The organism is Micromonospora sp. WMMB235, from assembly GCF_001855515.1.
GTDB classification, from domain to species: domain Bacteria; phylum Actinomycetota; class Actinomycetes; order Mycobacteriales; family Micromonosporaceae; genus Micromonospora; species Micromonospora aurantiaca.
The window spans coordinates 2,431,931-2,444,104 of sequence record NZ_MDRX01000001.1; the positions used below are offsets into that span (position 1 = coordinate 2,431,931).

The following is a 12,174-nucleotide window of genomic DNA, read 5'->3' on the forward strand; positions in this document are numbered from 1 at the left end:
GGAGACCCGGCGCGGACCGGCCCGCGAGGCCGTCCGGTCAGTCGGTGACGGTCACCGTGACGGTACGGGGCGGCTGCTGGTACTGCCCCCGGTTGTCCATGCCGCGGATCGTCACCGTGTACGTGCCGGCCGGGATCACCGGCGACGTGTACGCGAAGTTCGACCCCGGCGAGCCCGGGCTGGTGAGGAACGTGCCGATCCACGGCCAGCTGGTCGGCGCGCCCGCCCGGCCGAACGTGCCGGCCGAGTTCATGCCCTGACCGGCGCTGTTGCCGATCTGCACCTCGACCTTCTGCATCCCGCCGTCGTCCACGGCCCGGCCGGTGATCACGATCCGGCCACCGGTGTACGCCTGACCCTCGACCGGCGTGATGCTCGGCTCCAGCGTCGGGTCGGTGTCACCCGGGTAGACCAGGTAGCGGGCGGTGGCGCCGCTGGTCGAGTTGTCCTGCTGACCGGCGGTGTCCACGGCCCACGCCTCCACGCTGTACGTGCCGCGCGTGGGCAGGTCGATCGAGAGCGTGAACGCGGTGCTGGTCGCGCCGGACGCGGCGAGCGTCGCGTCGACCGTGGCGAACGCGGCGGCCATGGTGCCGTTGGGCTGCACGTACCGGCCGGTGTCCAGGTCGCGCAGCGCGATCCGGACCGCCCGCACGCCCTTGTCGTCGGTCGCCGTGCCGGTCAGGTCCAGGTGCAGCTGGTCGACGTCCTGGTTGGTGCCGGTGAAGCTGAGCAGCCCGTTCGGGAAGGAGTCGCCGGGCACCTGGGCGGTGACTGTGAGCCGGCCCATGTTGGTGCTGGACGTGGTCAGGCCGAGCTTGTCGGTCGCCCGTACCCGGAAGTCGTAGACGCCCGGGGTGAGCGGCACCGTGGTGAACGACCAGTCGAACGTCGCGGCGTCGAGGTTGGTCGGGGAGATCCGGTGGTAGCCGGCGACCGAGTCGGCGCCCCACGTACCGTCGCTGGCGAGCGCCTCGCGGGTGGTGTTGTTGCGCAGGTAGATCTCGACCGACTTCAGGGCGTCGTCGTCGCTCGCCGTACCGGCGAACGTGACCGCGCCACCGGGCGCGACGGTGAACGGCGCCGAGTTGCCCGGCGGGGTCATCGCCACCGGCGAGGTGATCGCCACTGTCGGCGGTACGCCGTTGGCCGACACGGTCCAGTCGCGGGTGTCGCCGCGCAGGTCGCTCTGCCCGGTCGTGTCGACGGCGGTGGCGGTCATCTTCCACTGTCCCTCGACCGGCAGCGTGACCTCGTACTGCCAGGTGGTGGACGTCGCGCCGATCACGTCCGGCTCGCCGCGGAAGGTGTTGTAGACGGCGGCGACGGTGCCGTCGTCCTGGAGGTACCGGTTGTCGGGCGTGCGGAACGAGTAGATGAGCGAGTTGACGCCCTTGTCGTCGGTGGCGGTGCCGGAGGCCACGAAGGTCTGCGTGGCGAGCAGGCCGGCCGACGGCGAGCTGATCCGGGTCGACGGCGGCAGGTCGTCGAAGCGGAACGTCTCGATCTTCTTGACCGCCTTGGTGGTGTCGCCGGCCCCCTTGCGGTCGAACGTCTTCGCCTGCAACTGGTAGACGCCGGCCGGCAGCGTCACCGGCAGGCTCCACGTGGTGGAGGTGGCGTTCGGCGCGGCGACAGTCGTGTTGATCGCCTTGAACGCGCCCCAGGTGGTCAGGTCGGCCTGGAGGTACTTGCCGCTGTTGCGGTCCTGGATCTCCAGCTGGACCCGCGCCACGCCGGCCGGGGCGAGCGCCTGGCCGCTGATCGTGAACGACTCGCCGGCCGGCTTCACCGCGCCCTCGATCGGCGTCGTGACGGTGGTGTCCAGCGCCGCGGGCGCGGGCTGCTTGGAGAGGTCGAAGAAGGCCACCCGGCCGGTGGTCTTGCCGCCCTTGACGTTGCCGTCGCCGCCGACGAGCAGGCCGCGCGAGGTGGCGAGCATCGCCTTCTCGCCCTCGTACGAGTTGGAGCCGGGGTTCCACTCCAGCGCGGTGCCGGTGAGCGGGTCCAGCGCGCCGAGGTGGTCGCGGCGGACCACCTGGTCGCCGAGGCCGTAGCCGCTGAGCCCCTGGCCGGTGCCGTATCCGACGTTGTCCAGGCCGGGCCACGGCACGTTCGACGTGGGCGACTCCTGCCAGCTGAAGTGGCCGCCGACGTAGACGGCGGTGTCGGTGATCGCGACCGAGTAGATGCTGTCGAAGTGCCGGGAGATCCAGAGCGGCTCGACGTTGTCGTTTCCGGTCAGCGGGTACGCGATGGCGGTGTCGTTGATCGGCGGCCGGTCGCCGCCGGAGCCGCTGGTGACCACGAAGTACGAGTCGTCCGGCGCGATGTCACCGGCGAAGACGCGCTGGATGCCGCCGACGAAGGAGAGGTTGTCCTCCCACAGCCGGGTACGCCACGGCAGCAGCGCCTTGGTGGCCGTACCGATGAGCGCCACGCCGTAGCGGTCCTGGCCGGCGATCTGGCGGCCGGTGTGCACGACCAGCAGCTTGCTGCGGTCGTGGGTGAGCTTGAGCTGCTGCACGGTGAGCATGCCGCCGACGCCGATGCCGCCGGTGACCGGCAGGTTGAAGCCGGTGTCGACGGCGCCGGTGGTGGGGTTGAGCGCGGCCAGGCCGCTGCGGCTGACGCCGTTGACGGTGGCGAACTGGCCGCCGACGTAGACGGCGTTGGCGCTGACAGCCAGCGCGGTGGCCCGCGCGTTCGCGGTGGCGGTGAACGCGGCGACCGGCGCGCCGGTGGTCGGGTTCAGCCGGGCGATCTTGCGCTTGGTGACGCCGTTGACGGTGTTGAACGCGCCGGCGATGTAGAGCGACTTGCCGTCCGGCGACGCCTCCACCGCGGCGACCGCGCCGTCGATGACCGGCTTGAACCCGGTGTCCACCTTGCCGGTGTCCAGGTTGTACGACGCCAGGGACCGCTGCGTGATCGCGGACCCGCCGACGTTCGCGATCGAGGTGAACGTGCCGGCGATGAAGACGCGGTTGCCGATCACTTCGATGTCGACGATCTCGCCGTTGGTGATCCGCGGCGTGTCGGTGCGGGGGGTGGTCGGCATCAGCCGGGTGTCCCCGGGGGTGACCAGCGCACGGGTCGCCGTGGTGCGCGCGGCGCCGAGCGCGGCGCTGCTTCCCGTCGCCTGTGCGCCGGTGTGGCCGGCCACGCCGGCGTCCCGCACGGTGACGGTGGCGGCGAGCGCCGGCACTCCCGCCACCACGACCGCGCCGGCGACGACGACCGTCACCGCGCGAAGCCAAACTCGCATCGAGACAACTCTCCCTGTCCGCCGGGACGGCCCCCTCGGGTGATTCCCGAGTCCCCTCCGTCCGCGTGCCGGACGCCACCGTAGGAGGCAAAGACTTCTCGCGATACGTGCCGCACCGGTAATCGACCGGTCGCCATCAATTCCGGCCACACCGGCAGGGCGCCTCCACCGATCGGGTCACCGGCTGTCACCGTCCGGCCGTGCGCGCCGTCCGGTCCGCAACGTGCGGCCTTACACAGCGGACCCAGGGGTGGGTCAGTCGCCCCGTACCCGGGGGTGGCGGTGGTCGGTCAGCCGCAGGCCGACGCCGCGTACCGCCGCGATGGTGACGCCGGTGCCCAGTTCGTCGAGCTTACGGCGCAACCGCTTGACCAGGGACTGCACGTCGGCCCGGCCGTGCGTCGGCGCGTCGTGCCAGACCGCGTGGTGCAGCTCGGCGTAGCTCCACACCCGTACCGGCTCGACGGTCAGGCAGGTCAGCAGGTCGCGTTCCAGCCGGGTCAGGGCGGTCTCCCGGTTGCCCCACCGGGCGGTCGACCGGGCCGCGTCGATCACCAGCGCGCCGTCCGGTGCGGGCTTGTCCCGGGGTACGGGCGCAGCCGGCGCGACGGCCGGGGCAGGTGCGTGCGCCGAGGCCGGCGCATCCGTGATCAACTCGCGCAGCTCGTCCAGATCGGCGACCATCAGAAGGGGCGCGACGCCGTCCAGCAGCTCGGTCAGCCGCAGCCGTTCGGCCGGGGACGACGTCACCCCGATGACGAGCGAGAAGGGGCGCTCCGACGGGTCGGTGCCGGAGTTCGCCGCGTTCGTGCCGTCAGTCGTCACCGCGCCCCACCGTGACAAAAACTGTCAACAGGCCGCCCGATCCGGGGGCCTGTTGGTGACATGTTGCTCACGTACGGTCATTGATCGTTCCTTGCTGTCGATCATAGTGTCCACTCAGGCGTCCGGCGCAGACCCGCACGGCGCCTAGGGGGCCTGGGGGGTTCTTTTCACACCGGTGTAGCAGTCGGGAGAGCACGTCTCCTGGCCCTTCTGCCATGGCTCGATCATCAGCGGGTCATCGGAGGAGGAGGCAGCACCGATGCTGAGACGTCCACACAGATGGGGCCCGGCCCGGCGGCTGGTGAGCGCGGGCGCCGCCCTGGTGCTCGCCGCCACCGCGCTGGCCGCGACCGGCACTGCGGCACAGGCCGAGACGGGCGCGGGCGCGGCGGCCGGCGACAAGATCCGTCCCGAGCTCACCCGCCAGCTCCAGGGCAAGAGCGAGGGCGACTTCTGGATCCACTTCGGCGCCAAGGCGGACCTGAGCAAGGCCGCCTCGATCAAGGACTGGAACGAGCGCGGCGCCGCCGTCGCGGCGGCGCTGAAGAAGACAGCCGCCGACAGCCAGTCGAAGATCCGCGCCGAGCTGGACCGCTCGGGCACGAAGTACCAGACCTTCTGGGCGACGAACGCCATCAAGGTCACCGACGGCTCGCTGACCATGGCGCAGAACTTCGCCGCCCACTCCGAGGTGGACGGCCTGTACGCGCCGGTGGAGTACAAGCTGCCGGAGACCACCCCCGGCACGGACGAGAAGTCGGCGAACGCCCTGGAGTGGGGCATCGCCAACATCAACGCCGACGACGTCTGGTCCCAGTACGGCGTCAAGGGCGCCGGGATCACGGTGGCGAGCATCGACAGCGGCGTCCAGTTCAACCACCCGGCGCTGGTGAACGCCTACCGGGGCAACAACGGTGACGGCACCTTCGACCACGACTACAACTGGTTCGACGCCGCAGGCGAGTGCGCCACCGCGCCGTGCGACTCCGACGGCCACGGCACGCACACCATGGGCACCATGGCCGGCGCCGACGGGGCCAACCAGATCGGTGTCGCCCCCGAGGTCAAGTGGATCGCCGCGAACGGGTGCTGCCCGTCCGACGCCGCGCTGATCTCCTCCGGCCAGTGGATGCTGGAGCCCACCGACCTCAACGGGCAGAACCCGGACGCCAGCAAGCGGCCGAACATCATCAACAACTCGTGGGGCACCACGGCGCCGTCGAACGAGCCGTTCATGGAGGACGTCACGAACGCGTGGACCGCCTCCGGCATCTTCGGCGTCTGGTCCAACGGCAACAACGGCCCGTCCTGCCAGACCAGCGGCTCACCGGGCAGCCTGGCGAGCAACTACTCGGCCGGCGCGTACGACGTCAACAACAACATCGCCAGCTTCTCGTCCCGGGGTACCGGGCAGAACGGCGAGATCAAGCCGAACATCTCGGCGCCTGGTGTGAACGTGCGCTCCAGCGTGCCGACCAACTCGTACGCCAGCATCAGCGGCACCTCGATGGCGGCGCCGCACCTGGCCGGCGCGATCGCGCTGCTCTGGTCGGCGGCGCCCACGCTGGTCGGCGACATCACGGCGACCCGCGCGCTGCTCAACGACACGGCGATCGACAAGGGCGACTCGCAGTGCGGCGGCACCACCGACGACAACAACGTCTACGGTGAGGGCCGCCTGGACGCGCTCGCGCTGCTCGCCGCCGCCCCCATCGGCGACAACGGCACGCTGGCCGGCAAGGTCACCGACGCCGCCACCGGGGCCGGGATCGCCGGCGCGACTGTCACCCTGTCCGGGGCGGCCGATCGCACGCTGACCACCGGCGCGGACGGGACGTACTCCTCGCTCCTGCCGGCCGGCGACTACCAGGTGGTCGTCTCGGCGTTCGGGTACGCGACCCGCACCCTGCCGGCGACGATCACCGCGAACACGACGACCACGCTCGACGTGGCGCTCACCGCGGTAGCGAGCGTCACGGTCAGCGGGCAGGTCACCGACGGGTCCGGGCACGGCTGGCCGCTGTACGCGAAGGTGAGCGTCGAGGGCACGCCGATCTCCGACTACACGACGCCGACGACCGGCCGCTACAGCCTGTCGCTGCCGTCCGGGGCGACGTACCGGCTCAAGGTCGAGCCGCAGTACGCCGGCTACCTGACCACCACCAAGGAGGTCACCGTCGGCACGGGCAACGTGACCGCCAACATCGCGGTGCAGGCGAACCCGGAGGCGTGCACCACCGCCCCCGGCTACACCGTCAGCTCCGACGGCGAGTACGAGACGTTCGACGGCACCGGTGTCCCGGACGGCTGGACCGTGGTGGACAACGCCGGCACCGGCCAGGTCTGGGAGTTCACCGACGCCGGTGAGCGCGGCAACCTGACCGGCGGCAGCGGCAACTTCGCCATCATCGACAGCGACAACTACGGCAGCGGCGGGCGGCAGGACACGTCGCTGGTCAGCCCGGTGGTCGACCTGACCGGCGTGACCGCGCCGGTGATCCGGTTCAACCAGGACTACAACTGGCTCAACAGCGACCGCGCGGACGTGGACCTGAGCCTGGACGGCGGCACCACGTGGAGCAACGTGCTCCGGCAGGCGGCCGACGTCCGCGGCCCGCGGGTGACCGAGGTGCCGATCCCGCAGGCGGCCGGCCAGTCGCAGGTGCAGGTGCGCTTCCACTACTACGAGGCGAGCTGGGAATGGTGGTGGCAGGTCGACAACGTCCTCATCGGCAGCAAGCTCGTCTGCAAGCCGGTCAAGGGCGGCCTGGTGCTCGGCCACGTCCGCGACAAGAACGACAACAGCTACGTCAACGGCGCCACGGTGACCAGCAAGGACCGCCCGGCGGAGAAGGCCACCACAGTCGCCACGCCGGACGACACCGAGCTGCCCGACGGCTTCTACTGGATGTTCTCGTCGCTGACCGGGACGCACCCGTTCACCGCCGGTGCCGGCAACTACGTGAGCCAGACCAAGCAGGTGGCGGTCGAGGAGGACTGGGCCACAGCGGCCAACTTCCAGCTCGCCGCCGGCCGGCTGTCGGTGAAGCCGACCTCGATCACCGGCACGGTCCGGATGCCCAGCGGGAAGGTCAGCAAGACGTTCACCGTCACGAACACCGGCGGGGCCCCGGTCACCGCCGAGTTCAGTGAGCGCGACGGCGGGTTCGTGCTGCAACGGGCCGACGGCTCCCGGCTGTCCGAGCAGGCGCTGCTCGGCTCCACCGGCGCGCCGGTCCAGCGGCTGACCGCCGCCACGTCGTTCGCGGCCCGCTCGTCGGGCAAGTCGTCGAACGCGATCGCCGCCGCCGCACCGCAGGCGGACCCCTGGACCACCATCCCGGGCTACCCGGCGAACGTGATGGACAACCGGGTCGTCAACGTCGACGGCACCGTCTACTCCATCGCCGGTGGCGACGGCACCGCGTCGAGCGCCAAGAACTACCGGTACGACCCGATCACCCAGGCGTGGACCGGCATCGCCGACCTGCCCGGCGCACGTAACGCCATGACGGTCGGCGTGCTCGACGGCAAGATCATCGCCACCGGTGGCTGGGGTGCCGCCGGACCGGACGCCGCCACCTTCTCGTACGACCCGGCGGCGAACACCTGGACCCGCAAGGCCGACAACCCGGCGCCGCGCGCGGCGGCCGGCCAGGCGGTCGCGGGCGGCAAGCTGTACGCGATCGGCGGCTGCACCACAGCGAGCTGCACGCCGATGGCCAACTCTGTGGTCCGGTACGACCCGGGCGCCGACGCCTGGGAGACGCTGCCGGCGTACCCGAAGTCGGTGGCGTTCCTGTCCTGCGGCGGGATCGACGGCACCGTCTACTGCACCGGTGGCAACGACGGCACCACGTCGCAGAAGGTCGGTTACGCCTTCGACCCGGCCGCGGGCGCCTGGACCGCCATCCCGGACGCGCCGGCCGACAGCTGGGCCTCCTCGTACGCGGTGGCGAACGGCAAGCTGCTGGTCGTCGGCGGGTCGCAGGGCGGCGCCATCACCAACGCCGGCTTCGCGTTCGACCCGGCGACCAACTCGTGGGCCAACCTGCCCAACGCCAACGCCCCCCGCTACCGGGGTGGCGCGGCCTGCGGGTTCTACAAGATCGGCGGTTCGTCGGGCGGCTTCACGGCCACCAAGGACAGCGAGGTCCTGCCCGGCTTCGGCGAGTGCGCCGAGGGCGCGGCCGACGTGAGCTGGCTGACCGTCGACAAGTCGAAGGTCACGCTGGCACCGGGTGAGAAGGTCACCGTCACGGTCGGGATGGCCGCGAACGTCGACCAGCCCGGCACGTACTCGGCCTCCGTGGTGATCAAGGAGAACACCCCGTACACGGTGGAGCCGGTGGCGGTGACGATGATCGCGCAGCCGCCGACCACCTGGGGCAAGCTGTCCGGCACGGTCTCCGGCAAGAGCTGCCAGGGCGCCACCGCGCCGCTGGCGGGCGTGACCGTGCAGGTCGACTCCTGGGCGAACTCGTACACCTTCACCACCGACGCCCAGGGCCGGTACGCCTACTGGATGGACCGGCGCAACAACCCGCTGACGCTGATCGTCGCGAAGGACGGCTGGAAGCCCCAGACGCGCCAGACGAGGATCAACAGCAGCACGCCCACGGTTGAGGACTTCACCCTCTCCCCCACCCGCTGCTGACCCCAGCGGCTGACGAGGACGGCCCGCCCGGCACACCCGCCGGGCGGGCCGCCCCCTTTCCCCGGCGATCTTGCACTCGCGGCCCCGGCAAGGCAGACAAAAGCCCCACCCAAGGGGCCGTAACTGCAAGATCAACGGCGAGGGCGGGAGGGGACGGGGGTCAGGGGTTACGGGGTGAGGCGGAAGCCTACGCCTCGGACGGCGTGGATCATGGCGGGGGCGTCCAGGCGGCCCAGCTTGCGGCGGAGGCGGCGTACCACGGAGTGCATGTCCGAGCCCCGCCCGAGGTGGTCGTTGCCCCAGACGGCGCGGTGCAGCCGCGCGTACGTCCACACCTGGCCGGGCGTACCGGTGAGGCAGACGAGCAGGTCGTGCTCCAGCGGCGTCAACCCGATCTCCCGCTCCCGCCAGCGCAGCACCCGCCGGTCGGAGTCGACGGCCAGTTCCCGCCCGGGTGGCTCGGCCGGCGCCTCGTCACTCGCGGGCGGGTGCGGCGCCGGGGCGAGCGCGGGCCGGCGTACCAGGTCGAGGAAGCGGCGGGCCTGATGGGCGCTGGACACGATCAGGAACGACTCGGTGCCGCCGAGCAGTTGGGCGAGCTGCCGGCGCTCGGCCGACGAGGACGCGATGCCGATGACCAAGGACGGGAGCCCTGTCATCCGTTCCCACCTTTCCGGCAGGCCGAACCACAACGCCGGGCGGTCGCCAGGCACGACGATGCGGAGGCACCTGGCTTGCGGAGTTCGACCCGAGGGGTGCGGGAGCTGCGGTTTCGTGAGGCTTCGGGGTGAACTACCGGGATCATATAGCCGAGCACCGATGATTGGTATAGCAGTTAACGTCGATGTAACTGCCAGCAACAAGGTGTTCGAGGCAAGTTGCGTCGGCGCACGCGTACCGATGAGAGCCGGGGCGTACGGCGGTCCAATGCGTGTGATCACCCACATGCTCTGCCTGGCCGACGGGACGCCGACCCGCGCGGACATCGCGGCCCGCTGCGCCGAACTGGCCGAGGCGCTGCGTGGCCGCGACCGGGGCGTGGTGGTGTGCGACGTGTCCGCGGTGACCGCGCCCGACCTGGTCACGGTCGAGGTGCTGGCACGGATCCGCCTGACCGCGCGGCGGTTCGGCTGGCGGCTGGAGGTACGCGGCGCGGGCGACGACCTACGCGAGCTCGCCGGCCTGCTCGGGCTGGCCGGCACCCTCCTCGAGCCGGTCCGGCAGCCCGAACAGCGGGAACAGGCGCTCGACGTCGAGGAAGTTGTTGAGCGACGTGATCCGGCCGCCGGAGACGCCGATCACGATCAGCGCCCAGGGCACGTGGCCTGAGCCGTCGGGGTCGCGCCGGTAGTGCCCGAACGCCGGCATCCCGTTGGCGGCGGTCGGCACCAGGCGGGAGCCGCGGCAGCCGCTGCCCGTGCCGGCCATCCACGCCGCGATGTGCTCGGGACCGCGCAGCCACAGCGGCAGCGGCGGCATCGACAGCGTCGCGTCCTCGTGCAGCAGCGCGGTGAGCGCCGCCAGGTCGTACGCCTCGAAGGCCCGCACGTAACGGGCGAGCAGCGCCTGCTGCTCGCTGTCGAGCGGCCGGCGCACCTCGGCCTCGGTGTCGGCCGAGGCGAGCGTGGCCCGCGCCCGTTGCAGCGCGCTGTTGACGCTCGCCACCGACGTGTCGAGCAGGTCGGCGACCTCCTGGGCCGACCAGGCCAGCACCTCGCGCAGGATCAGCACGGCCCGCTGCTTCGGCGGCAGGTGCTGCAACGCCGCGACGAACGCCAGCCGGACCGACTCCCGGCCGGCGACCACCTCGGCCGGATCGGCGACCTCGGGCAGCACCCGGTCGTCGGGCGCCGGGCCGAGCCAGATCTGCTCCGGGCGGGGCTCGCCGGGGTGGCTGGCGGTGCCGACGCCGGCCGGACCGAGGTCCATCGGCCGGATCCGGCGCTGCGCGCTGGTGGACATGGTGAGGCAGACGTTCGTCGCGATCCGGTAGAGCCAGGTCCGCAGCGCGGACCGCCCCTCGAACTTGTCGAAATTACGCCAGGCACGGACGAACGTGTCCTGCACCGCGTCCTCGGCCTCGAAGGCCGAACCCAGCATCCGGTAGCAGTAGCCGGTCAGCTCCGACCGGTACGCCTCGAGTTGCGCCTCGACGGGGACGCTCGCCACCTCGCTCACCCCGCCGAAACTAGCCCACATGCTGCGTCAATGCGAGCACGTTCGAGCCCGCACCGATGAGTCGGTGCCGCCCGGCCGGTCTGACAGCCGTCAGGTCACCACGTCCGAGGAGCACCGATGACCACAGCGCAGCGCGACGAGACCCACGCCCCGGGGCGGTACGCCGACGTCAACGGCGTCCACCTCTACCACGAGACGCACGGCGAGGGCCGGCCGATGATCCTGCTGCACGGCGGCCTCTGCTCGGGCGAGATGTTCGCCCCGATCCTGCCCGCGCTCACCGCGAGGCACCGGGTGATCCTGGTGGACCTCCAGGGGCACGGCCGCACCGCCGACGTGGACCGGCCGCTCGACATGGCGCTGATGGCCGACGACGTGGCCGCGCTGATCGACCACCTCGGGCTGGACCGGCCGGACGTGGTCGGCTTCTCCCTCGGCGGCGGTGTCGCCCTGCACACCGGTTTCCGGCACCCGGAGAAGGTCGGCCGCCTGGTCGCCGCGTCCGCGCACATCCGCCGCGACGCCGTCTACCCGGAACTGCTGGCGCAGCAGGGCCAGGTCGGCGCCGCGGCGGCCGAGTACATGAAGGACACCCCGATGTACGAGCTGTACCAGCGGGTCGCGCCCCGTCCGGAGGACTTCCCCCGGCTGCTCGACAAGATCGGTGAGGCGATGCGGAAGGACTTCGACCTCACCGAGCAGGTCCGTGCCCTGCGGGTGCCGACGCTCGTGGTGGCCGCCGACGCCGACATGGCCCCGCCGAGCCACTTCGTCGAGGTGTTCGGGCTGCTCGACGGCGGCCGGCGCGACGGCGGCTGGACGGGCGAGGGCCGCCCGGCGGGCGGGCACGCGCTGGCGATCCTGCCCGGCCTGACCCACTACGACATCGACCAGTCGCCGCTGTTCGCCGCGGTCACCCTGGACTTCCTCGACCGGGGCCGCTGACCCGCGCGCGTGTGCCGCGTCCCGTACCGGGGTACCGCTTGCACAGGAGCACCGGTGAGGAGGACGAGATGACCGACCCCAGGTACGCACCGATCGGGCTGGCCGCCGCCGGACGGCTGGTCCCCGACGACGGACAGACCGACGGCGGTGAGGTCGTCGGCGCCGACGACGCGGCTGCCGACGCCGCCCGGGCCGGCGCCGACGTGGACCTGTCCCGGGCCGACCGGGACAGCGACGGCACCCCGGTGGGTGCCGCCGACGCCGAGGCCGACCGCCGCCGCGCGGCCGGCGAGTGACGCTC

The 12,174-nt window shown here is 71.8% G+C and carries 7 protein-coding genes and 1 pseudogene; 4 read left to right on the forward strand and 4 right to left on the reverse strand.

The features are described from left to right. Positions 1–37 precede the first annotated feature (37 nt). Complete coding sequence (locus BFV98_RS09865) at positions 38–3,268, reverse strand: Ig-like domain-containing protein (RefSeq protein WP_071095952.1); 3,231 nt, start codon at positions 3,266–3,268, stop codon at positions 38–40. 255 nt (positions 3,269–3,523) lie between these two features. After that, a complete protein-coding gene (locus tag BFV98_RS09870) occupies positions 3,524–4,093 on the reverse strand; it encodes a winged helix-turn-helix domain-containing protein (RefSeq protein WP_013285208.1) in 570 nt (189 codons plus the stop codon). A 259-nt stretch (positions 4,094–4,352) separates the two neighbouring features. Here BFV98_RS09870 and BFV98_RS09875 point away from each other — a divergent pair, with 259 nt between their 5' ends. Further along, positions 4,353–8,750, forward strand: coding sequence for a S8 family serine peptidase (locus BFV98_RS09875; RefSeq protein WP_013285207.1), 4,398 nt, complete (start codon positions 4,353–4,355; stop codon positions 8,748–8,750). Between the two features lie 167 nt (positions 8,751–8,917). Here the strand turns inward: BFV98_RS09875 and BFV98_RS09880 are convergent, their stop codons facing one another. After that, on the reverse strand, positions 8,918–9,409 hold the full coding sequence (locus BFV98_RS09880; protein WP_013285206.1) for a winged helix-turn-helix domain-containing protein: 492 nt from the start codon (positions 9,407–9,409) through the stop codon (positions 8,918–8,920). Positions 9,410–9,695: 286 nt separating this feature from the next. Between BFV98_RS09880 and BFV98_RS32615 the strand changes: the two are divergent. Beyond that, positions 9,696–9,884 (forward strand): annotated as a pseudogene (locus BFV98_RS32615) (hypothetical protein); the annotation flags it as partial. Between the two features lie 30 nt (positions 9,885–9,914). Here the strand turns inward: BFV98_RS32615 and BFV98_RS09885 are convergent. Next, complete coding sequence (locus tag BFV98_RS09885; protein WP_071095953.1) at positions 9,915–10,949, reverse strand: sigma-70 family RNA polymerase sigma factor; 1,035 nt, start codon at positions 10,947–10,949, stop codon at positions 9,915–9,917. 96 nt (positions 10,950–11,045) lie between these two features. Between BFV98_RS09885 and BFV98_RS09890 the strand changes: the two genes are divergently transcribed. Together BFV98_RS09890 and BFV98_RS09895 are read left to right on the forward strand one after the other, a co-directional pair. Beyond that, positions 11,046–11,873, forward strand: coding sequence for an alpha/beta fold hydrolase (locus BFV98_RS09890; RefSeq protein ID WP_013285204.1), 828 nt, complete (start codon positions 11,046–11,048; stop codon positions 11,871–11,873). Positions 11,874–11,941: 68 nt separating this feature from the next. Then, the gene (locus BFV98_RS09895) at positions 11,942–12,169 is read left to right on the forward strand and encodes a hypothetical protein (RefSeq protein WP_013474689.1); all 228 of its coding nucleotides are present in this window, start codon (positions 11,942–11,944) and stop codon (positions 12,167–12,169) included. Positions 12,170–12,174: the final 5 nt, after the last annotated feature.